The following is a 25,137-nucleotide window of genomic DNA, read 5'->3' on the forward strand; positions in this document are numbered from 1 at the left end:
CTCCGTTACATTAAAATAAGTAGATCTGGTAACTGAATATAGCGTTGGCTAACTTTCAGGATTGGTGCGACGTTTAAAATTGAGGGGCATCAAAAAAACCATAACCTTAGGCAGTAAGAATAGCGCTGCTTAAACATGTAAGGCAAGTACATGAATGACATTTAATATTGGTTAAGCCATTGTTGTGGTTGTGAGTTTTATGTGTGGTGTGTGCCTACTTGTGTTAATGTCGAACCTCTCTAAATTGACGAATCCATTTATCCATGGTTGGCTTGCCTACACTCATGGTTTGAGCAGCTTCAACAATTGAGTAATTTTGAGCTAGCACTAAATTGAGAAGATTCAAGTTTGAACCCTGCGCGAAAAAGTCTTCTTGTACGTTGCTCATAGTGTCACCTGTTAACTTATGAGGTGATGATATCATCTCTAACTAGGTGGCCAAATTAGCTATGACACTACTGACTCCACTCCACAAACTAAGTGCTGCTGTTGCAAGACAACGGCTATCAACAAAGTATGGCGACACAGAAATACAACACAGGCATTTTTACAAACCTAAAAACAGCTACGTTGGAATGTGCTACGACCTAAGGCCAACACTTAACGCGAATAGCGCTATAAAGATGCCTTATTGCTTTCGCATCAGTAAATACATTGCCGCACTAAGCAGTAGCATGGCAATGGTTGTATAAATCCAGTTAACATCGATATTGCCACCTGTCATTAATACAAACACCGGGATTAGAAAAATATAAGCTGAAACTTGTTGCGGTGCTAATTTTACACTGGCTTTTTGAAACAGGAAAAAGCTAATCGCAGTGGCAAAAACAGCAAGGTATAAGCACGCCAACCAAGCATTGCCAGAGACCTGTTGCCAGTTGAAGTCGATTATCTGTGGGGTTAAACAAACCGATAATATAATCGCGGCAGCGATTAGGCTCCAGCCAGTAAATACCATAAAGTTCTCTTGTCGATAGCAGGCTTTTATGACCAGAGGATTAGCTGCCATAGCAATGCAGCCCAGCATAAACAGACTGTAACCTGTGTTCCATTCAAAATCCAAGTTAGCATTCGATTGCTGCAGGACTAAAAAAAGTGACGCACTAAAGCCGACAATAAGTGCTAACCAATGGCTTAACTTACCCACCTTTCTATAAATTAGCATGGTTAATACAGCCGTAATTAACGGCAGCGCAGTGGAGAGTGCACTGGTGGCAAAGGCCGAGGTTTTAGTTAAGGCACTAAACATGGCAGAAAAATAACCCAGTGCGGGCAAGGATACTAAGGCATAACGCAATAGGCTTTTAGCGCTAGGTAAATTAAAGCGCCGAGTAACAATTAATAGGACCACAAATAATGAGGCAGCAATAACGTATCTAAGCCAAGTGGCAATCATTGGTGGAACCTCAAGCATTAATTGCTTGCCTACAGGAAAAGTCATCGCAATGATGAAGGTGAAAAATAGCATTTGGATATGGGGACGCGCCGACTTAAACATATGTAAACCTTAAATGAAAAAAGGGGCGAAAACTCGACCCTTTAGTGTTAATTCTAGCGACTTTTTCACATCGTGCTTTTTAAATAGCGACTTTGCTCTATGGGAATTAATGCTCCCTTTGAACGCTTTGTTGCCAAAACTGCTTCGACAAGTTGGCCGTTTTATTGGATAAACGAGTCATTTGCTCACATTTGATTTTAGCTTGGTCTGTTTGCGCTAAGCTGGTATTGGATAACTCATTAATCACCACGATGGATTGACTGATATCTTCGGCTACCGAGGCTTGTTGGCTCATGGCGGTGGCATTCATTTCTGCCATCGCCTGAATATTATCTAACGAGGCGCGTAACTGATCAAAAGCGCTATCGGCATCCTCTGCTAATTTCACTGAAAGATCCGCTTGTGCCTGACCTGCATCCATAGCTTTAGCTGCGCTTTGGGTACTTTGCTGAAAATTGCTCACAATGCTACCAATTTGAGTGGTGGACTCAGTGGTTCGCATCGACAATTGACGCACCTCATCAGCCACTACGGCAAAACCTCGACCAGATTCCCCCGCTCGGGCGGCTTCAATGGCGGCGTTAAGCGCCAACAAATTAGTTTGCTCAGCAATGCCTTTTATCTCACTAAGTACTGCTGAAATAGCATGGCTGTCATGTTCAATTGATTCAACAATGGTTGAGAAATGGGTCACTTCTTGTCTTAACTTACTAATGGCAGCAACTACATTCACCATACGTTCCTGACCTAATGTGGAAGCGTTATGACTACGGGTAATTTCTTGAGCTGTGTTATTGGTGTTATCACTGACTTCAGTAAAGCTGGTGGTCATTTCCTCCATGGCTGTGGCGACCTGAGTAGTTTGCTGGCATTGGCTTTGAGCACGCTCACGCGTATCAATAATAGTCTGATTAAGTTGCTCACTTTGTTCACTAATTGATGTGGCTGAATCAGCCATGCGGCCAACGACGCCACCGGTTTCAGTGATTAAGTAATTTAATGCTAAATCGATTTTGCTTATGTCAGTTTGGCTACCGGTTAAAATGCCGCAGGCAATGGGGTCGTCAATGATGGTAGTGGCTTTAACCATTAACGCTTTCAAGGGTTGGCAAAGGTAGTTTATGCCTAGTGCTGCGACAATAGTGCAGATTGTCGCGGCCGCAATGCTAAGGGCTGGAGTTGAAATCATGCTGGTGGCAATTGTGCTGATTAACAAGATAAACATTGCCCATAAACTTAGCTTGCCGACAAAACTCATGATGGGACTAGCGAGTTCTTTTGGCGCTATGCCATCATTGAGTTGCTGATAAACCTTTTCTGCAGTCGCAATTTGGGCTTTGGTTGCTTTACGACGAATCGACTGAAATTCATGTATTTCACCATTTTCATATACTGGCGAGATATAGGCATTAACCCAGTAGTATTTACCGCTTTTAGTACGGTTTTTGACGATACCAACCCAAGGTTTTCCGGAGTTAATACATTGCCACATAGACTCGAATGCTTGGGGCGGCATATCTGGATGGCGAACAATATTATGGGGCTGCCCATGTAATTCATCTGCGCTAAATTCTGAGATGTTGATGAACTCTTGATTGGCGTATTTAATGTTTCCTTTAAGGTCGGTGGTCGATAACAGAATGCAGTTATTGGTGAGTGCTCGCTCACTATTTATAATAGGTTGATTTATACGCATGGTAACCATTAGAGGATATAAAAGTGGCTACATTTTGCCTGAGCTGCATTATGGATAAATTGATAGCGGTCAAGTATTTATGATCTATTGTTAAGATTTAAATATTAGCATTTCAATATGTTAACTTTAAAATTAATCTGTTTCACCGTGTCTTATTATTACAAGGGCAAAATGACCAAGTGAGATAAAACAGCTAAGCAGCCAAAAGGGGGAATTGCTTTCCTCAGGTCTTTTGTCATTCCCTAATTTGTTGCTTAGACCGAATTTTGCAATAAATAGATTAACAATTTAAAGCTTCAGAAATCACTATTGCTTATCAAGATAATCAACCACGGCCTCAGTGCGATTTTCTGCATGTTCGATTAACTCATCAATAGCGCGATAGAAGTCACTTGAGCTTTCTAAGAATGAATAACCTGACAATTCAGTGGTGGCATAGGGCTCAATTAATGCTGAGTAACTGTTGTAGATCGCCTGCATTTTATTCGTTTCATAGGCATCATTAATTACAGTGAGTAAATATTGGTTATAGGTATCGCGATAAGTGTCATCGGCATAAATTTTAGCAATCAGTGGCCAGCTGTTTGAATTAATATCGGCAAAATCTAACGCTAGAGCGCCGCCCATTTTGCCATCTTGTAAGGCTTCATTATTGTCCCATGGGATCCAGGTGAGTTTTGCGGTATCTGGGTCGTTGTATAAGTAAAAATTATGCGGCATTAGGCCATAGGTGTCCCAGTTTTGAATCACCCCGTTTACGGCTAAATACTTAAGGAACACATCCACATCAAATACCGCTTCAAGGTTTGCGCGCCAGGTTTGTGGGTCAGTGCTGGCAGTATCGTCATGTAAGGCGTCAAATAATGCGAGGATATCTGACCAATCCTCATCATCTTCATTGGTTTTCTTCTCAAAGTTGTCTTGGCTAAATGTGCCTTCAATAAACATGGCACCATCATCTTCTGGTTTATATAGGTTGCCATCATCGCTAGCAAACTGGCTATCAATCACAGTATCGTCGACTTCTTCAACCAGCGTATATAAGCCAAAATATTCAGGGCCGTCACCATGATCAACATACAAGGTGTAAAAAGCGGTATGTGATACTGCAAGGCCCGCATCTTTAAAGACATCAGCAGCGACTTTTTCACGTAAAAGTGACTCATCATCATAGTTATTTTTCAGGCTTAACTTTTTGAAACCATAAAAGCGTTGGTTATCGATTTGGGGGTAATCATCTTCAAATTCATCAAAATCTAACTTAAACGACAACTTAAGCACGCCGTTCTGCCAGCTTGATTGCAACGACGAGTTACCTTTAAAGCGGATCCCAACGCGATACCATTGCTTGCCTTCATAATAGATATCCGCAGGCACCATTATTGGGTTTTCATCGCTATCTAGAAGACTATTAGAACCTGAAGATGTGCCAAAACTGCCGTAGGTGTTCGTCATATCATCGAGCATGCTATTCCAGCGGTCTTCGGTAACCACAAAATCTAAGCGTTTGACTTCAGTATCACTGAATACTTCTTCAAAATTAGGATCGACATTTTTACTGTGAGTCTCATCAGTCCAATCAATGGTCTCAAAATCTGTGTCACTGTAATCCTCTTCTGGAATGATAATGCCAGTTTCAGGTGTGGTGTCTTCGGGCTCTGTGGTTTCGTCGTTACCGCTGCAACCTGAAAGTAATAAACCACAGCTAAGGCTTGCGAGTAATAAAAACTGTAAGGGGATCCCGGTTAATCGAGTCGATGAAAAGCAAGCAATGTTGAGCATAAGAAACTCCTGATAATGACGCTATTTTTTGGTAAATGAACGGAATACAAGGTTATTGTCAGGTTAGGGTAATCAATTAAAGTGCAGAACTGGTGCAGAAAGGGTGGAACAAAGCAGTAGTTTTATTGAACTGTCTTGATTGAACCGCCTAGATGGCACCATTTTGATAGGTCGTTAGTTAAGCGGTGCAGTCAATCGCTGCAATCACCTATGGATTTAGGGGGCTGAAAGCGGTTAAAACGATGGGACTGTATTATTAACCTAGTGCTTACTCGTTGTCAGTTAAGACTATACGTGGTCAGTTAAGACTAGGCGTGGTCAGTAGAAACTCTAGCGACAATATCTGCAGTGGTACCGGTTTCAGCCAGCTTTGGGAATATAGAGTTAACGCTATTGTTATGAACATCCATATTAAAATCAGTAATGGCATCTGTAGCGATGGTGACATTGTAGCCCAGCTCAAATGCTTGCCTTGCGGTTGACTCTACTCCCATGCTGGTGGCTATGCCACTAATGACCACTTGAGTGACTTTTAATGATGCTAAGTATTTATGCAGCTCAGTTGAAGTAAAAGCGCCCCAAGTGTTTTTGGTTAACTGTAAATCCTCTTGCTGAGGTTGTAACTCATCAATCAAGTGGCTCCAATTTTCTGGTTTTTGTTGCTGCACTCTGACTTGTTCGGTGCGCCCAGGAGCGATGCCATCAACATTAACTAATACAATGGGCAAACTGGCATAGCGAAATAACGACACTAACTTACAACTATTCTCGATGACTTCTTGGATGGGGTGGCAAGTATCTAAGGTCACCAGACCTTGTTGTAAATCGATTACGATCAAGGCTGTTTGGGCATCAATGGTGGTAATACTCATAACGATAGCTCCTAGTTGTTAAGCGGCTTTGACTGACGAGGATCAATACACCCAATATACCATCATAGCTTAACGGACAAGGGCTAGCATCTCTGAGTCGGCAGTATCGTTGGTTTTTGGTGATAAATGACAGCAGTAACGGAAAATAACTTTACTTGGGATAAGGATGATTTTGCTGCTAACTCAAAGCCATGAATAATAACTGCTTGAATTACCACCTAGAAGCACGTAATACTCTTGTTAGCATGTTTATTGTTCAATCCGATATGGAGCATCGATTTTGGAGCATATAGTTTGGAATTTAGACCCTGTTATGTTGTCGTTTATGGGGCTAAAAATACATTGGTATGGCGTGTTGTTTGCCACCGCCATTATCAGTGGTTTTTTGGTTATGAGGCGTATTTATGTGCTTGAAGAGCTTGATGTTGAGTCATTAGATGATTTAGTCATATATTGCGTGGTTGGCATTGTTGTGGGGGCGCGATTAGGGCACGTGTTATTTTATGAGCCAGGCTATTACTTTGCCAACCCCTTAAAAATATTTGCCATTTGGAAAGGCGGGCTTGCCAGTCACGGCGGCACGGTCGGCGTGTTATTAGCCATGTACCTTTATAAACGCAAGGTGCAGTTACCGTTTTTATTCTTGATGGATCGCATTGCCATTGCTACGGGGATTTTCTGCTTTTTCGTCCGTATGGCTAATTTTACCAATTCAGAAATTGTCGGGGTGCCAACAGATAAGCCTTGGGGAATAATTTTTCAGCGTATTGATATGCTGCCACGTCATCCGGCGCAATTATATGAAGCAATCACCTATTTAGGGCTATTTATTCTAATGTGGCTGCTATATCGCTTTACTGAGATGAAACAAAAACAAGGGGCATTATTAGGGCTATTTCTAGCGTTGGTTTATGGCTCACGTTATTTAATTGAATTTGTAAAAGTAAGACAGGCTGACTTTGCCCAAGATTGGAGTATGAGCGTAGGGCAAATGCTTAGCGTGCCATTTGTGCTATTGGGGCTAGGGTTAGTGGTTATGGCTTATATGAAAAAGCTGCCAGATGCTTCAGTCAGTTAGCTTTAAGCGATAAAAAAAATGCCAGCGATTATATCGCTGGCATTTTTCAAAAAGGGATAGATATTTTGGTGCTGCAAAATGCTAAGCGCTCACTTGAGCTTAATCGCGCAAGGTCCTACTGCGTTTCTTAAGGGGACTAGCTTTTCATTGGCCAAGAGATCTTTTTACTCCCGTAGTAGCCAAGCAGCATACTGGCCATGAACCAGTAAATCGCCGACTCACCGCGTAACAAACTTGCCACCGCAGGTCCTGGGCAAATGCCTACCATTCCCCAGCCAAGACCAAAAATAACTGAGCCAATAATTAACTTAGGTGTAAGCCCCTGTGGCGTCGTTGGCATTTCATCGCCATTAACGGCATGAGTACGGGGTTTGATTAAAAAATGATAACTTGGCAAAAATACCAATAGTGCGCCACCAATAACAAACGCTAAGCTGCCATCCCAATTGCCGGTGACATCCAAAAAATTAAGCACCTTGTAAGGGTTTACCATTTGCGAAATATTCATACCTAAGCCAAATAACAGCCCGGTGATTAACCCTACTAAGACCTTAAACATGCACACCTCCAGACAACCACACCACTAACGCCGCACTTAACATAAATATCACAGTGGCAATCATTGAGCGCATTGATAGGCGACCTATGCCGCAAATACCATGGCCGCTAGTGCAGCCATTAGCGAGTTGGGTACCAATACCGACAGCTAACCCGCCAACCAATAACCAAGTTAATGAATAGTCAGGTAAAGCGGCAGTGTGAAGGCCCATTAAAGGGTCAAACAATAAACTGGCAGCCATGGCGATAACAAAAGCCACTCGCCATGCTCTGTCTTTGTTGTTAGCGCCAAAAATGCCGCCTAAAATGCCACTGATCCCGGCTGTTTTGCCACTCAATAGCATGAGCATGGTTACCGAAAGGCCTAATAGCATTCCGCCAAATAAGGCACTCCAAGGGGTGAATTCTGTCATTCAACACTCCAATATAATTTAACGGCTGTAACACCTAATTGTCAGCGTGGTAACAATTAACGCTATCACGCAGCATTAATTTCACACAAGCCATTGTTAAAGCAAGGTTTTAGAGCAGTATACAAGAGCGGGTATATTAATAAAATCTAATCTTATGAAATTTTGTTTAACTAGTTGTGCATTAGAAAAAACTTATGGATAATGTGTTTTATTCAATATGTGGACTATATAGAACGATGAATAAAAAGTATGGCAGACGACATCGTCGCAAAACACTAAGTTGCCATTACAGTTATTTCAGTTCAGCAATCGGTTGTAACGGGAGAGAGTCATGTCAAAAATTTTAATTATCGGTGGTGTAGCGGGTGGCGGATCAGCTGCAGCGCGTGCTCGTCGTCTTAGTGAAGATGCTGAAATCATCATGTTTGAACGAGGCGAGTTCGTATCGTTCGCCAATTGTGGTTTGCCTTACCATATTGGTGGTGACATCAAAGATAGAAGCAAGCTATTGCTACAAACGCCAGAAAGTTTCTTGGCACGCTTTAACGTTGATGTTCGCGTCATGAATGAAGTAACTGCAATCAATAGCGTAACTAAGTCGGTCACGGTAAAAGATTTGATCAGTGGCAATGAATACACTGAAACTTATGACAAGCTGTTACTTAGCCCTGGTGCTGGCCCCATTGTTCCGCCTATTGCTGGCATTGATAATCCGCTGACGCACTCGTTACGCAATATCCCAGATATGGATCGCATTCTTAATACCATCAAAACCAATAAACCCGAGCACGCAACAGTGGTTGGCGGTGGCTTTATTGGGTTAGAAATGATGGAAGCGTTTCATCAACTAGGGATAAAAACCACTTTAATTGAAATGGCCGAGCAGGTGATGACTCCTGTTGATCGTGAAATGGCAGGATTTGCTCATGCTGAAATTCGTCAGCAAGGTGTGGATTTAAAACTTGGAGTAGCACTTGAAGCTGTTGAGTTTACTCCTTGCGATCATATCTTAAGTATTGAGTCGGGCGAAAATGAAGCCCACCAACACAAGCAAGGTAAGTTAAGCCTTAGCCTTAATAATGGTGAGTCCTTAGAGACTGATATTCTTATTATGGCCATTGGTGTTCGACCTGAAACCAAACTTGCTAAAGAAGCGGGTTTAAAAATTGGCGATTTAGGCGGTATTTATACCAATGAAAACATGCAAACCAGTGATCCAGATATTTATGCCGTTGGTGATGCAGTAGAAGACAAAGACTTTGTGACTGGTAAGCAAACCTTAGTGCCGCTAGCAGGGCCAGCTAACCGCCAAGGGCGTATGGCAGCAGATAATATGCTTGGCCGCAATGAAACCTATAAGGGTACACAAGGCACCGCAATTTGTAAGATTTTTGACCTTGCAGTTGCTTCAACAGGTCAAAATGAAAAGCAATTAAAGCGTGATGGCGTTGAATACCAAAAAGTGTATGTGCATACCGCAAGCCATGCAAGCTACTACCCAGGCGCAGAAATTGTCTCGTTTAAAATGCTATTTGACCCTAAAACAGGCAAGATTTTTGGCGCTCAAGCAGTGGGCAAAGATGGGGTCGATAAACGTATTGATGTGATGGCGGTTGCCCAACGTGCCGGTATGACAGTTGAACAGCTACAAGACCTTGAACTGACCTATGCACCGCCTTATGGCAGCGCTAAAGATGTCATCAACCAAGCGGCATTTGTAGCCAATAACCTTATCAAAGGTGATGCAAGCGCGATACATTTTGAAGAAATGGATGATTTATCGGCAGATCAACTCTTGTTAGATGTCCGTAACCCAGGCGAGCTTGAAGCGGGTGGCTGTATCGCTGGCGCGATTAATATCCCTGTAGATCAACTGCGTCAACGCATGAGCGAATTACCAAAAGACAAAGAAATCGTCATTTATTGTCAAGTAGGCCTGCGCGGTAACGTCGCTTATCGTCAGCTGGTGAATAACGGCTTTAAAGCCCGAAACCTTATCGGCGGTTACCGCACCTATAAGTTTGCTAAAGCATAAAAGCTTTTTTTAATTTTTAGTTGTTATTAAAAAAGCCTGCAGTAATTTGCAGGCTTTTTTTTAAGTTAACTGTCCCGTCCTGAGATAAGTTGAATATGCTTTTATCTCTAATTAGTTATTGTGCTCAGTAATTCAATGGCTAAAACTTTAGTATTGAAATTCAACTTAATCATTTAAATTTACCACTTGTAAGCTGAATTAGCTTATTTTTAAGGCTGTAGGTTACGGCTTATAGCTGTAGCAAGCTAAATAATGTATGTGAGCCTAGAAGATAATAACTGCGACACCCCATGGTGAAAGTACTTTGAGAACAAGGAGGTGGCTACATACTTTTAAACCTTAGGTAAACATGATGAATTACTCAAAGTTATGTCCATGCTGTAAAGAAGAAACCGTTTTTTATAAGATTCATCGTACTTTTTGGGAAAGAAACTTTAAGTATAAAGAGTGGGATAAGCTATGTTGTCACGCTTGCGAATCTATTTTTTTTATTAATAAAGTACACCCACAGCAACATAAAATAGTGTTGAATACTGTACTTAAATCACATTGAATTTTTAAAACATTAATTTAAACAACAAGGATAATTGTGCGTTTTTGACAATTATCAGTTACTTCAAATCATGGCTTTTAATAAAGTTAATTATTATAAGCGAATGGACTACAGCCTTAGATTCGTCATTTGATGGATATGAATACACAAATGTCACAGCTGTGCTTACACGAAAGGTTGACCTTTCACATCCATGTGATCGTGATATTTGTATCTTATACTGCCCCTACGGCAGGTAATTGGGGCTTAAATGCAATCCCCAACTCCAGCCAGATGTTAAAACCTAAAAAAACCAACAAAAAAGGCATCTTTCGATGCCTTTTCTTTTTAGCTTTAAACCCGAAATAACTAAAGGTTATTTCAACAGCGCCACTGCTTCCATATCCAGTTCTATATCAGTACAACCTTTGGCACAATATATTCCTGGTGCTTTGTCTGTCGGCTTCGCCTTTTTAGTATTAGGCGGCAATTGCAGCGTGAGCGGTTTTTTACATTCACTGCATTCTGCGCTGTTGCCTTTCAGCATGCGCTTTATCAAGTTCTTTTGTTGGTTAAATGACTCTTGTGTGGTGCCATTTACCGCTGAAAAATCCAGTTTTTGTGTTTCGCTCATTACCGCTACCTATATGAAAATTGTCTTAGCTTGATTACAGCACTTAATCACTTGACCTGATCAAGCGGGCTCCAACGTTGTAATGCTACTGGTATTGCTACGCCTTGGGCGGTCAGTAGATTAATACGTGCTTGATAAGCTGCGCCGTGCATCAAGTGTTTTGCTAAGTCTACCGCATTTCGCTGGGTATAATCATCTAAATAGCTGCCTTTTGCCCATTCATTGAACGCGCCAAGTGCTGGACCTGCCCAAATTTGGTAATCCATTTCACGGCCAACTTCACCTGAATTCGACCAGCGACTTGAAAGGCCAAGGTACCAACGGAAAATAAGCGCCATTTTACGTTTTGGATTACCTTGTGCGCGTTCGATTTGCTTAGGATCGCGTTCGTTAAAATGCGCCACTGTACCTGCCCAAATCTCATCAAGGCTTGCACGGAATACTTGTTTTTCAAGTTTTTCACGCTCCTCTGCTGGAATCGCTTCAATTGACTCATAACGGCTATAAATCTCATAAAGCTTGTTCGCGCGCATCGGGAATAACGTGCCGCGTTTAACCACTTGCAGTTTCACGCCCATTTCGAACATGTCCGCAGCGGGTGCCATGGTCACGTCAGCCATTTCAGTGGTGGCAAGCAGTTTACGAGTATGTTCACTGGCGCCTGCTTCAACACACGCTTGGTTGATAGAGCCGGTAACAATATAAGCTGCGCCCATATTGAAGGTCGCCAGCGCGGCATCAGGGGTACCCACGCCGCCACCACAACCGACACGAATAGGCGGGTTGTAGTTGTATTCAGCTTGTACCTTGTCTTTTAAGGCCAAGATAGTCGGCAGTAACGTCACTAAAGGTCGGTTATCGGTATGACCGCCAGAGTCAGCTTCTGCAGTAATATCATCAGCCATAGGAACAAGCTGAGCTAGCTCCATTTGCTCGGGGGTGATTAAGCCTTCATCAACCAATTTTTGCAGTATTTTAACTGGCGCAGGTTGCATGAACTTAATCGCGACTTCGGTGCGGCTCACTTTGGCGATAACTTTGTTAGCAACAACCACATTGCCGCTAGCATCACGGCTTAAACCTGCCGCGCGGTAGTAAACAATTTGCGGTGTTAAGCCTAAGAAAGCCGATGCTTCAACGGTGCGTACTTTATGTTTTAAAAATAACTCAACGCTACCACGCTCAAGGGCTGGCTCGCTTGGGCTGTGAATTAAGTTAAACATGTATGGGCCGTTTGGCAGCGCCGTTTGAATGCGGTTAATGGCTTGCTCTACCCGTGAAGGAATTAAGCCCGCAGCGCCAAACGAACATAAGATGCCCGCTTGACCGAGGGCGATAACTAATTCTTCAGATGATATACCATTAGCCATTGCGCCAGCATAGTATGCGTATTTAACCCCGTGTACACGGCGGAAGTTACTATCGCCTAAGCTCTGGGTGCCAAGTGCGGGTGCAAAAGCGCTGACAGGTAAGTCTTGGCCGCTGCTAATGCTTTCTGTGACCACTTGGGCTTTTTGAGAAACCCCTAAGCCTTTTTCAGGATGGCTCACCAAGTAACAAGCTTGGGAAAGCTCTTTTAATTTATTACCGATAGCGGCAGGGTCAAAGCTGGCATCACTTGGGGCAACTTGCCAAGGCCATGGAGATAGCTTTTCGTTTTGAGTGCTAATTGTCATTATTAATCCTTATGCCTCTTCGATACAGATTGCGATATCTTTTACTTCGTAAATTCTTAAGCCATCTTTGCTTAAGTTTGCGTCACCAATAATGATGCGCTTGCCGTTTTCATCTTTCACGGCGCTGATATGCACGTCTAATGACATTTGCTTGTTCAGCGGGTTAATTTGACCGCGATACTTCCACTTTATGTCAGATAAAATCTGGCCAAACTTCGGATTGGTAAAGCCTTTACCTAAGTCTTTACTGATGGCGTAAGTTTGCATTAACTCGATAATAGCTTCAACGCCTAATGAGCCAGGCATAACCGGATCTTGATGAAAATGGAACTGGAAGAACCAATCGCTTGGGTCAATGGTGCGTGAACCCGATAGGTAACCTAGACCATTTTTACCGCCTTTATCAACGATTTCAGCTTTGTCGATAAAGTTAAGCTGACCGCCAGCTAAGCGATAATGTGGCTGGTTAGCAGGGGCGTGGAATACCCGCGACTGCTTATCGAGTAAATCGACAGTAATATCAGCGGCGACATTATTATCAATATGCCAAGGATGAGTAATACGGCCGTTATCAATCCCTAATTGGTTTTTAAGGGCGTCGCCTTTAAAGTAACCAAATACTGCGCTGCCTTTATAAAATGGCTCGCCATCAACACTTAATTCAAAGGTAAAGCTTTGAATGATGTTACTACCTGCAATCACGGTGGATAATAACTTTGAGTCATTGACGATAGTTTTACCGCGTAAATCAACATCACGTAATAGCTCACCGCTACCATCTAGGTTACGGAAGAATAACTCTTGGCCCGGGAAACCTAGTGTGGTGCCCATATAGCCTGAGATAAAGCCGTTAGGTTGCAGAGAAATTTCCATTAATACCGAGTAAGGCATCACTGAAGCGTGGCTGTTTTTTGTAAAGTACCAAGCGTCTGCAGGCACTTCGTATTCAGCGATACACGATGACGGTTTTTTAAGTTCGCCACGTTTACCTTGAATATCGACCACTCGCGTAGTGAGCTGCAAATCGCCACATGGGGTACGTGGTGGTATAAAGCCGCGGTAAATGCTGAAGTCTGGGCCAAAACAGTTTTCAATGTTGCCGGTTGCAAATTCGAACATGTGGTATGGCGTAAATGGTAGCGTATCAGGGCTGCGGTTTGGGTAATCAGGAATAAGCGGCGCTTCAACATGTTGCAGCGGAATCACGCCTTTATTGGTTGCTGCAGATAGGTCAGGTATTTGTGACATTAACGGTGCATTTTTTGATGCTTGGCCGCTAGCTTTACTCGTCTCAGTACTCGAAACAGTCGCAGTGTCGTTAATAACAGTATCGTTAATATATCGCGCGCACTCGCTCTCTTCTTTAAGCATCACACCCAGATTTTGGAAATCAACCACAGCTTTACCGTTAAGCAAAATATCAATATTGGCTTTGGCATATGGGCGAGGGTGAATACCAATCTCAGTCACTTCCATGCGGTAAGTCAGTTCACCGTGTTGTGGCAGAACTTGACCACGACAACGCACTTTTTGCGAGGCATTTTCAAGTGGCTGGAAACGACCATTTTCAACTAAGGTGTGCATACCAATATGCAGCATGAAGAACTGCAGTAATTGACCACAACCTTCAGCCATTAGTGAGCCAGCCATGACTTGGTCGCCCTTAAAGTGACACGGGAAATACCAGTGATCAGGTGCCAGTGTTTTATGACCTTCAATGAAGCCTAAGCCCCATGCGCCGCCATGAACATCTAGATTGCCAACTTGCTCAATCATTAAGAATTTTTCAGAGGCGAAGCATAATGAATCTTGCTTACCTGAAGCCAGTTGATGGTTTTGATGCTCACCCGCAAAACAAGCGCCGATATCGGCGTGCAGTAAGTTATGGATTTGACCATAATCAAACTGGGTTTGAGCGCAATGCAATAATGGCTCAAAACGTGGCTTATTCGGGTTGTTAAACGCATCTTCACGCAGTTTAATTTCATCTTCGGTGCGAATTACGCCTTTACCATCATCAAGTTCTTGGTCAGTAAAGAAGCCTGCACAACCACCGTCCATTTTCAGGATCATCTTATCGCCAACAAAACACTCGTAAGAGAAGAAGAATAATAAGGTGTCGCCATTTTTAGCGAAATTATTAATCTTAATGTCATAACGAAGCGTGTCGCCACCACGTGGTAAGTCGTCTAAAAAGGTCAGCGTACAATCAAGTAAACGATAAACGCGCTCACCTTTGTTTTCAAAATCAATGCCCAAGTAACTGATCAGCATTAAGTCACATTGACCAGATTCAACCGCGACAGCCCAAGGTATTTGGCCATCAACTAAATAGGGCGCATCAACTGGGATATCATATTCAGTGGTCATTGAACATGGCTTATATTGGTTCATGGTGGCATCTAATTTAGTGACGCGCGAGACCAATAAGTAATCAGTGGTAGGCAGGCGTACGCGGCGTGAGTAGTTATCAATAACAGCGTAATCAGGACCAAACACCTTGGCGATGTCGCCTTCAGCGTATTCAACTAAATCAGCATAATTCCAGATACATGGCTTATCCGCAGGGATAGGCGCGATATAAGGTGGCACACTGGCATGATTTGGGCGCAGTGTCGGCGCGACTGCGACTGGCTGAGCTAGCACGTTTACTGCTTGAGTCGGGGCGCTTTGTACTGGTAAAGCGTACGACTGACCATTGGCCTGCGCAAGTTGCTGCTTCATCAGTGCATCAGCCACTTTCAAACCTTCATTACGGCTTTTTAAGAATGCCAGTTGCGCTTGATGTGCTAACCACTGGTTTTGTTCAAAAGCCGTTAGATGTGCTGGCGGAACTTGTGCTTGAGCTTGTGCAAGCGAAGGTGTTTGCACTGAAGATGCAGGTTCCTGTTTAGCAGGGCTGAACTGGGTAGAACGATCTGAAAACGGCATAGGGGACTCTATTATTGTTGATGGTGAATTCACCATCGCTTGTTTAGTCGTTGAAGTATTTTGCTGCTCACTCATTTGAGGTGCTTCAAAATGTCCTCGGCTCGTCATTGCTGTGACAGCAGCAGACGCTAAGGGTTTTATTTGGGCTGTTTTAGCTCGGATGCTATTAATCTCAGCCAGTGGCGCATCGACAATATGTTGGTAAATATCGCGGCCACCAAGGCTAACTTGCTTAACTAAGCTGAGCTTCTTGGCTGTTTGCTGCTGGATATCGATGTCTAAACGCTGCTGACTCGCACCTTGTTGCTGTGAAGTTTGACTCAGCAATAGCTGTGAACATTGGTTTTCACTCAATGTGGCTATGATTGCATGTTGAGGCTCTGCTGCGTTATTGAGAGCAAAAGACTTAGGCAGTGCTAACAAACCATGTAATAAACTGGCGATTCCAGATGCAGCAAAGGTATGGCCAATACAAGATTGAGCAGTAGTGCTTAGGGACTGGCTAAACAACTGCGATAAGGCTTGCGAAGCCTTGATGCTTGACGTGTTTAAACAAGCAGGTGCTTGGTTTAATTCTACTAATTTAATATCCGTACTAGTTAACCCTGTTTGAGTCAGCAAGGTATCAGCGATTGAGCCGATTTGTTCACTATAACCAAATTCAAGGCTTTCAATGGTGCCGTAACTGCCAGCAAAGCCAGATGCATTTATATCTGAATCAGTCATATCTTGATCAGAAAGCGCGCCTAGGGCTTGATGAATCAAGTCCACATTGGAAGCATTTGCTGTAGCGGCTTGTAATACGATTGCGCCAGCACCTTCACCAATTGATAAGTTCTGCTTACTGGCACTAGCTTGAGCAAGCGAGGCTGTCTTTAGGACGATATTCTCAATGCTACCTGATAAGTCTACTGCAGCAATAATCACTGCATCCAAAGGCTCTTGGCGAGATTCCATCGCCAGTAGATTTTGCGCCACATCAATACAGCGGTTAACCGATTGCTCACCGGCAGAAATCGTGAAAGCAGGGCCATTGAAGTCCCAAAGTGATGAGATGCGCGATGCCATAATATTACCAATGAAACTGGTATATTGATTTAACTTCGCCGCATCTAACACGCTATCCATCGCAATGGTTTCAAGTGCTTGGTATTCAGACTCTGACAAGTTAACGCCATGAGCTTTTAGGCTGGCTGCTATTTGCGTATGCAAGTTAACACGGCCACGGAATTGATGTAATTCAAGCTCCGTTTCCATTGCGACTAGCACAGCAACCTTACTGCCAGATTCAAGCTTTGCGTCATGAATGGCTTCATCTGCGACTTTCATTAATAGCAATTGTTGCGAGATTAAGCGGTCATCTTCATTTGGCGGCACTTTGAAGCGCAAGAAGTCAAAATCAAACTGATTGATGTACGCACCTTTTGGCGCCGCTTCACCTTCAAGGTTAATACCAAACTGTGATAATAATTCTGGGTGTTTATCTAAGCCTTTCCAACGTTTTTCTGGCAGGGCTGTAAATGCCGATTGTTTAGCGTCAATCGCTTTAGCAAAGGCATTAATACTTGATAGTGGCCCAAAGTGAGCCGCCATTCCGGTAATATGCATTGGCGCTTGGGCGCAGATTGTAGAAGCATTAGGCGTAGAAGACTGAGCAGTAGAGCTATGAGCTGTTGTAGCCGACGCTGTATTTTGAGCTTTACCTTGATACGACTCAATCAACAAATGCGCGTTACAACCACCAAAGCCAAATACAGAGACTCCCGCATGACGGGCATTATTTCCCGCTTTGTCTGGCCAAGGCAGTACGTCACTTGGCAAGTTAGTGTTACCAAAAGTACTATTTGGTGAGTTGATGGGTGCGCTGACATTGATACTCGGTGGTAACACGCCTTGGCGCATGGCAAAAATCATTTTCATGATCCCTGGCATACCGGCAGCCGTTAATAAGTGACCTAGATTTGATTTAGCCGAACCAATTAACGGCGTATTCGAGCCATTAAGCTTATCTGCAAAGAAGCGTTCCATTGAGGTGAGTTCAACTTTATCACCTAGTGGGGTTCCCGTTGCATGGCACTCAATCACTTCAATATTGGCAGGGCCAAAGCTTTCATCATGCATAGCCGCATCGGCATAAGCACGTTCAAAGGCTTTTACTTGGCCGTCGCTATTTGGGCTTAGTACAAATTGGCCTTTACCGTCATTAGATAGTCCAATACCGCTCACTAAAGCGTATATATGGTCACCATCACGCTCAGCATCTTCAAGGCGTTTTAGTACTAATACCCCAGCACCTTCACCAGCAAACAGGCCTTTAGAGTTACTATCAAAAGGCGCTGAAATACCATGATCTGGGTAAGCGTGGAATATTGAAAAGCCCATATTAATAAAGAATGGGTCAGCACCTGATACTGCGCCCGCTAACATCATGTCAGCTTTACCAGTATGTAAGTAATCACAGGCAAGTTTTAATGAGTAAACTGAACTAGCACAAGCTGCATCAAGGCTTAATTGCGCCGCGCCTAAACCCAGTGCATCAGCAACCAATTTCGATGCATTATGGGCAATGGCACCATTAGACAGTGATGCTGGGATTTGCTGCTGATTAAAATCTTCACCATCAAATGATTGTAAAGTGAAATTGGGTTGCTGCAATTTATGCTGCAAGGCTTTTTCAACTGCGCTGTGATAAAGCGGTACAAATAATTCATTTGATTTTGCTGTTGGGAACGACAAGGTTCCCATGACAATACCGGTGCGATTAAGCGTTAGATTGTGCTCAGCATTATTAATATCTACGCCGGCATCAACCAGTGCTTTACGGGCAGTATCGGTAGCCCATAAAAAGCTGTCGTCTAAGCCGCTAAATTGCTGCGCTGGAATGCGGTATCCTTCAGCATTGAAACTGAAGTTTTGAATGTAGCCGCCTTTGTCACAATAAAAACGGTCTGACTCACCTTGTACACCTTGATAATCGGCCGGATTAGCATTCAGTTTTTGACTGCTAATGGTGCTACGAGAATCTTTTTTATCCAGCAGGTTTTGCCAAAATTTAACCGGCGTGTCTGCGTCAGGGTATTGGGTGGCTAAGCCGACGACTGCGATTTTAGGGACGCTGCCAGCGTTATTTTTATTAGCATCGCTAGAGGCAATATTTTTCATATTCGATTGAGAACTCAAGATTGTTCTCCTTCTAATTGTGGGGCTAAAGTAGCATCCGCTTGAAGATTGTTCACTTCAAACTTAAGTGTGCTAGCCAACAAATTCGCTAACCCTTGTGTAAGGCAGGTCAGCGAAACAGGTGCTTTGTGGCTGATAAGCTGGGCAATACATTTAAGCAGCGCAGTTTGATCGTCTCCACCTTTGGCATTGACGGCAATGGCTTGGCAAGGCTCTGAAACTGTAGGACTTGTGCGAGCAATTTTATCAATCAAGGTGGTTGTTTGGCGATCTGCACCGATTTCAACAAAAAGTTTCGCGCCTAATTTACGTGCGTTGTTAACCAACTCAGTAAAGTTAAGCGGCTGACAAAAGGTGTCAGCGATTGAGGTTGCAATATCAAGGCTGCTGACATTAATCGGTTGTGAACTTGCTGCGCTGATAAATTTTATCTGTGCAGTTTGTTCAAGCTGCTCATTGTGGTGAAGCGCTTGTTGATAGAATTGAGCCACTTCGCGATGAATTAGCATGGCTGGCGCAGTATGCATTGCGGTCACGCGATTTGCTGCAATGCCGCGTTTGCCGATTTGTTTTAGCAGCGCTTTACAACTGGCTTCACATCCTGCCAGCACGCAAGTATCACCTTGAATGATAGCGAGATAACAACGAGGATATTGGGTTAAAACCGCTTCAATATCGGCTGGGGTTGCTCTAACCACAAAACTATTCCACACGATATCGTCGCTTTGATTCAACTGCCATGCCTGGCGCACGCAATCTAAACGACCTGAAATATCGGTAGTAAAAATAGTACTGGTTTGCGTCGCCTCAATCATACTGTGGGGTTGCTTCCAAATACCAAGACTTGCCCACATCGCCGCTTCGCCCATGGAGTAACCCATGGCAAAGTTAGGTTTTACATTAAAATATTCGCTAAGCACTTTGGTTAAGATATAACTTGCACCCACACCTGCAATCGCCAGTTCACCCAAACTCATATCAGTGACTTTAGCGTTATCAGCATAAATGCTATCTGCTTGCAGCATGGCTTTTACATCACCATCACGTTCTAGCTGAGCATATAAGTCAGGGAAGAAGCGTGGCAGTTGACTGAACATCTGTGGGTATACAGTGCCGACACCCGGGTAGACGAAACAAAGACCATTCGTGCCCAATGGCTCATTGGCCGTGAGTATCAAACAGCTACCTGATGGGGTCTTGTATTCAACTTCCGATGGCGAGCTTGCTAATGTATCTGAAGTACTTAGCATCGCCAACATGGCTTCAATCTCGCTGCATGCAGTTTCAATTGAATTGCCCATGATCACCGCAGCTTTACCTGCTTGGTGATCAAACTGGTTTAGATTGTTCAACATCAGTGCTAACAGCGTGCTGTGGTTAACATTGATTGCTGCACTGGTATTTGTATTAATAATAGCGTTTAACTGGCTTTGTAACTGCGTTAGTTGCTGCAGTATTTCTGAAACGGTGCTGGCAGACATTGGGAAAAACAACCTAGTGTTATCCAGTAATGAGCTTGCCTGAGCAAGTTCAGTTCCCTGAACGAATACCACTGCGTGTTGCATTTCGGCTTCAATAAAATTGAAACTGGCGACGCGGCTTTGGTGCATTTCACTAAACCAATACTGTTTATTCGTACTGTTATTCTCACTGTCATTCGTTGTTGGCAAGCTACGAGTCGCAAGGTGGCCAATCAACTGAATCAGTTCAAAAAACTTATCTTTATAGCTAGTGCAATGAGTCGCATCGATTTGAGTTGGGCTAACATGAGCCCGTTTGGCTTGCGTTAGTGCTTGTTGCACTGCGTCTGATAACTCGTGGCCTTCGCCCATACCGGTTAAATAGGCATGGGGATGACACCGATGTTTTGCTGCAACAATGGCTGGCATCATTAACAGGCGGTATGGCAAAGCTGGATGGCTTAGCAATACCGTTTGTTGTTGCTCAATACGTTCAATCGCTTGAGCTAAATAGTCGCGAAAACTCATGTTTAAGTTTGTGGCGGTATTTGATGTGCCATCTAATGACGACACATCAATTTCAAGCGGGATGGCTGTCGCGCCTAATGTTTCAGCCAATGAACAAGGTTTGATAGCAGCAAATGCATTGTTATTTGTATGCAAGGAACCATTAGCTCCATTAGCAGCTTGCGCCAATGATGCAGCATCATTGGCAATCAGTTTTAAGGCGATGCGCATGCTTTTTACTGATGCAACTTTTGTTGGCTCAGGCTTTGACATCACAGAAGTTGATTGATTGCTCACACCGACTCCTGCAAATCAGCAAGTGCTTTAGCCGGGGCTAAAAAAGCCTCATTCAAGCTTTTACTAATGGTTGTTTTTGCCGCTGTCATGGTGCAACTTAAGCGACCATCTTCATGGTAAAGCGCAATGTCAGCAGTCAAAGAGCGACTAGTACTTTTTACGACATTAAGCACTAAATAACCTTGGTCATTTGATGCAAATGGCGCATAAGTGGTTAGCTCACCAATGGTTGATGGCAAACTTGCTGCGTCATGCTTTATTCGCGCCCACACTAGCATTGCTTGTAGCAGTAGATCTTCTGCAAATGCCTGACTACCACCGATTTCAAGTTGCGCTTCAAAACCTAAACAATCAGTTTGTTCAATTTCTGGTAAGGTCACTTTACAAATAAGCTGGCTATCATTTGCAACCAATACTTGCTTGATCCCTTGTAAACGTGGGCCATGAAATAAGCTGCCGTTTGAATAAAGTTCACTGTCAGTACTAATGGCCTTGTTGTTTTTAACCTTATCAATGATTGACGCTAACTGAGCCATTTTATCGGTTGCTGTAGTGGCAACTTCATTAAGTAATGCACTGTTGACGATTAAGTTCGCTTGGTATTGCGGTCTTAATAACGCGTTAGCATCACTGTTACCGTCAAGTACCCGGCTAGAAATCAATGCTTTTAAGCCTTCAGCGGTTTCAGTTAGCTGCAGAGTTAACTCTTGTGGCTGGGCCGACTCAAAAATAATGCCTTTAAGTAACTTATAATCTTTGGTGCTTACAGGTAAACCACATAGCTTTTGCGCTGTTTCACGCATCCATTGTATGGCGCACACTGTCGGCAGTACTGGATTACCCGCGATGCAATGATCTTCAATGAAGGGCATTGCAACCGGATTAAGTACTCTTACAACAGATAAGCTGCGAGGCTTATCTGCTGCAGTTGCACTGTTAGATACAGTATTTAAAAAAGATAATGTCAGCGAACTCTCAGCATTTAGCGCAGAGTCCGCATTAAGCTTTTTTACAGCTGAACCAGTTGCTTGTTCTGCTGAATCAGAACCTTGCATGCTCGAACCAATCAGCATTTGAACACCGGTTTCAGATAACAGGCTGTGGGCAAATAAATTTGCGCCTTTGTCTAACGGAATCACATAAACACCGCGTTCAACAAACATCTTCTTCAATGCTGAGCTGACCATTCCGCCATCCCAAGGGCCCCAGTTAAAGCTCATTACTTTGGCTTGCGGATAGTTATTGGCAAGTTGTAATGCGGTTTTATTGAGGATCTCATTTGACATTGAATAGTCACTTTGTCCGGTGTTGCCGTAGAAACCTGCGGCAGATGAGAACATAGCAACCAGCTTTAATTTACTTGCATCAATGGCATTAATGATACCTGCAAAGCCGGTGACTTTAGTGCCGTATACACGACCTAATTCAGCTAAGGTTTTGTCTTGAATATGCTTATCAGCCAATACACCTGCGCCATGAATGATGCCGGTAATTGATTTGAAAGCTGAAAGCGTTTGCTTAATGGCATCATCTGAACTGACATCCATACTGATATATTCAGCACTTGCGCCCACTTCTGTGAATGCTGCTAAGGCGCGATCAATTTCTAAACTACTGGTAATTGGCCATACTAACGCGTCAATTTGTTTTGGCGTTGGCTTGTTACCTTGAGATTGAATAAAGCCAATTGCAGCTGCTTTTAACTCTTTAGCTTGCTTGCCTTGAGCCCATGTCGGCAAGTTTGCCCCAAGGTGTTGGCTACGACCTGCAAGGATAAAGTGAGACTTTGTCTGTTTAGCAAGTGTAAGCGCACATTCAAATGTGACGCCCTTAGCACCGCCAGTGACTAACACAGTATCATTGCTATCAAGGGTCGTGGTTTGATAGCGCGTTTTCGCAGTTGTGGTCGCTGTTAATGTATGGCGACCTTCGCTGCTAATACCTACCTCAACAATTTCATTGGCAGCATTAACATCAAATAACTCAGCAATAACGGCATCAGCAAGGTCCACAGCTTCAAAGCCTGGCGCGATATCTAATGCTCGACAAAACACTGTTGGCCATTCATGGCTAAGGGTTTTGCTTAGACCTGAAAGCGCTGCTTGATTTAACTCTGCAGTGGCGAGTTCATTACTGTTTAAGTAACCAAAACCACCATCAATACGACTTACCGTCATAAAGCTTACACGTTCAGTTTTTGCTAATTCGGTAAAGCTTTTCTGTAGGTGCTTAGCCATTAAGAAAGCTTGTTCAACAGCAACAAAACCTGCATCACTTAGCGGCATGACATTGTTCGCAGTGGCAAGTTGTGGTTGTAGGTGAACAAAACCAGCCACTTTATGGGCTTTACTGATTTGTGCAATGACATCACTAATCGCGTCATCATTTACAGCCGTTAGGTTGTAACTTTTGATATCACTGCTTAGCGGTGATTGTGCGCTAGTGACTGATTCTGGACTACGAATAACGGCGACGGTTAGGCCTGTTGCGGTGAGTTTTTCTGCGAGAACGCCTGCGTTATGACCATCATCATTGATGACGATACACGCTTCTTTAGAAAAACCATCAACTAACTTATCCGCCGCTGGTAGCTTTTTTAGCGCGACTTCCTGATGTGGAGGTAAGTCTGTTGCTAATTCAGATGCTGTTGTCGCTGCAACTTGTGGGGCAGAGTTTGTAGCTGCAGTAGAGTTCATAGCGCCTGCGGCTGATAGCTTAGAGCCTTCAGCGGGTAGCTTAGAGTTCATGTAGCTAACGATTTCACCAAGCGTGCGACACTCAGCTAAATCTTCTGGGTTAAGCTCTGGTAAGCCTGGTAGCTCGTCTTGTACCGTACCAAGAATCTCTACGCGCTTGATAGAATCGATACCCAGATCTGCTTCCATGTCCATGCTAAGTTCTAGCATTTCAGTTGGGTAACCAGTTTTGTCAGCAACCACTGACATCATGGTGCTTTGTACTTGTTCTGCACTTAAACCAGAAGCGACAGGTGCCACTTGAGCTGCAGTTGCTGACGCAGTAGCAGAACCAACTGGTAACTTAGAGTTCATATAAGAAACGATTTCACCAAGGGTACGGCACTCAGCTAAATCTTCTGGGTTAAGCTCAGGTAAGCCTGGTAGCTCATCTTGAACAGTCCCTAAAATTTCTACACGTTTGATTGAGTCGATGCCTAAGTCTGCTTCCATATCCATGCTAAGTTCTAGCATTTCTGTTGGGTAACCAGTCTTCTCTGCAACAACTGACATCATAGTGCTTTGAATTTGTTGGGCGCTCAAGGCTGTCTCAGCGGATAAACCAGAAGCTACAGCAGCGGCAGAAATCGCTGGTGATTCAGAGCTCATAGCGCCTGCGGCTGGCAGCTTGCTGTTCATATAAGAAACGATTTCGCCAAGGGTACGACATTCAGCTAAATCTTCTGGGTTAAGCTCTGGTAAACCAGGTAGCTCGTCTTGTACTGTGCCAAGAATTTCTACGCGTTTGATCGAATCAATACCTAAATCCGCTTCCATATCCATGCTAAGTTCTAGCATTTCAGTTGGGTAACCGGTTTTTTCGGCAACCACTGCTAGCATGGTATTCAATACAGTTTCAGCCGATAAACCTGAAACGACATTAGAAGCAACTGGCGCAACTGAAGCTGTAACGGCTCCAGCGGCAGGCAGTTTAGAGTTCATGTAATATACGATTTCGCCAAGAGTACGACACTCAGCTAAATCTTCAGGGTTAAGTTCAGGTAAGCCTGGTAGCTCATCCTGTACAGTGCCTAAAATCTCAACACGTTTGATTGAATCAATACCTAAATCCGCTTCCATATCCATGCTAAGTTCTAGCATTTCAGTTGGGTAACCGGTTTTTTCAGCAACCACTGCTAGCATGGTATTCAATACTGTTTCAGCCGATAAACCTGAAACTACAGCAGAAGCAACTGGCGCAGCTGCAGCTGTAACGTTTCCTTCCGCTGGTAGCTTAGAGCCTTCAGCGGGTA

13 protein-coding genes and 1 pseudogene are annotated in these 25,137 nt (G+C 43.6%); 2 read left to right on the forward strand and 12 right to left on the reverse strand.

From position 1 onward, the window contains the following. Positions 1–229 precede the first annotated feature (229 nt). The 5 genes and pseudogenes from AB4140_RS04930 to AB4140_RS04950 all read right to left on the reverse strand — a co-directional run. Positions 230–424 (reverse strand): annotated as a pseudogene (locus AB4140_RS04930) (IS3 family transposase); the annotation flags it as partial. 204 nt (positions 425–628) lie between these two features. After that, on the reverse strand, positions 629–1,498 hold the full coding sequence (locus tag AB4140_RS04935; RefSeq protein ID WP_102437559.1) for a DMT family transporter: 870 nt from the start codon (positions 1,496–1,498) through the stop codon (positions 629–631). 106 nt (positions 1,499–1,604) lie between these two features. Next, positions 1,605–3,194, reverse strand: coding sequence for a PAS domain-containing methyl-accepting chemotaxis protein (locus tag AB4140_RS04940; protein WP_303410872.1), 1,590 nt, complete (start codon positions 3,192–3,194; stop codon positions 1,605–1,607). Positions 3,195–3,500: 306 nt separating this feature from the next. Further along, a complete protein-coding gene (locus AB4140_RS04945; RefSeq protein ID WP_102531624.1) occupies positions 3,501–4,976 on the reverse strand; it encodes a CotH kinase family protein in 1,476 nt (491 codons plus the stop codon). Between the two features lie 308 nt (positions 4,977–5,284). Beyond that, on the reverse strand, positions 5,285–5,848 hold the full coding sequence (locus AB4140_RS04950; protein ID WP_372000026.1) for an isochorismatase family protein: 564 nt from the start codon (positions 5,846–5,848) through the stop codon (positions 5,285–5,287). A 280-nt stretch (positions 5,849–6,128) separates the two neighbouring features. On the opposite strand from AB4140_RS04950, the gene lgt reads away from it, so the two are divergent. Continuing rightward, complete coding sequence (gene lgt, locus AB4140_RS04955; RefSeq protein WP_303410866.1) at positions 6,129–6,926, forward strand: prolipoprotein diacylglyceryl transferase; 798 nt, start codon at positions 6,129–6,131, stop codon at positions 6,924–6,926. Positions 6,927–7,062: 136 nt separating this feature from the next. Here the strand turns inward: lgt and AB4140_RS04960 are convergent, their stop codons facing one another. Next, positions 7,063–7,485 (reverse strand): YeeE/YedE family protein, encoded by a 423-nt coding sequence (locus AB4140_RS04960; RefSeq protein WP_198589356.1) that lies wholly within the window; start codon positions 7,483–7,485, stop codon positions 7,063–7,065. Beyond that, entirely contained in the window at positions 7,478–7,897 is a 420-nt protein-coding gene (locus tag AB4140_RS04965) for a YeeE/YedE family protein (protein WP_076537249.1), read from the reverse strand. Before AB4140_RS04965 ends, AB4140_RS04960 begins: the two co-directional genes overlap by 8 nt. A gap of 331 nt (positions 7,898–8,228) precedes the next feature. On the opposite strand from AB4140_RS04965, the gene AB4140_RS04970 reads away from it, so the two are divergent. Then, positions 8,229–9,932, forward strand: coding sequence for an FAD-dependent oxidoreductase (locus tag AB4140_RS04970; RefSeq protein ID WP_102437550.1), 1,704 nt, complete (start codon positions 8,229–8,231; stop codon positions 9,930–9,932). 908 nt (positions 9,933–10,840) lie between these two features. On the opposite strand, the gene AB4140_RS04975 is transcribed toward AB4140_RS04970, so the two are convergent. The 5 genes from AB4140_RS04975 to AB4140_RS04995 form a co-directional block, all read right to left on the reverse strand. Continuing rightward, complete coding sequence (locus tag AB4140_RS04975; RefSeq protein WP_076537243.1) at positions 10,841–11,098, reverse strand: hypothetical protein; 258 nt, start codon at positions 11,096–11,098, stop codon at positions 10,841–10,843. Positions 11,099–11,145: 47 nt separating this feature from the next. Continuing rightward, positions 11,146–12,774 carry an eicosapentaenoate synthase subunit PfaD gene (pfaD, locus tag AB4140_RS04980; RefSeq protein ID WP_372000027.1) on the reverse strand — a complete coding sequence of 543 codons (1,629 nt, stop codon included), beginning with the start codon at positions 12,772–12,774 and terminating at the stop codon, positions 11,146–11,148. Between the two features lie 9 nt (positions 12,775–12,783). Further along, positions 12,784–18,867 carry a beta-ketoacyl synthase N-terminal-like domain-containing protein gene (locus AB4140_RS04985; RefSeq protein ID WP_372000044.1) on the reverse strand — a complete coding sequence of 2,028 codons (6,084 nt, stop codon included), beginning with the start codon at positions 18,865–18,867 and terminating at the stop codon, positions 12,784–12,786. A 14-nt stretch (positions 18,868–18,881) separates the two neighbouring features. After that, positions 18,882–21,149, reverse strand: coding sequence for a PfaB family protein (locus AB4140_RS04990; protein ID WP_372000028.1), 2,268 nt, complete (start codon positions 21,147–21,149; stop codon positions 18,882–18,884). Beyond that, the coding region (locus AB4140_RS04995) for an SDR family NAD(P)-dependent oxidoreductase (RefSeq protein ID WP_372000029.1) at positions 21,146–25,137 on the reverse strand (3,992 nt) is incomplete at its 5' end. The genes AB4140_RS04990 and AB4140_RS04995, both read right to left, overlap by 4 nt.

Origin of the sequence: Shewanella sp. 10N.286.51.B2 (assembly GCF_041469265.1) — a bacterium.
Classification (GTDB): domain Bacteria; phylum Pseudomonadota; class Gammaproteobacteria; order Enterobacterales; family Shewanellaceae; genus Shewanella.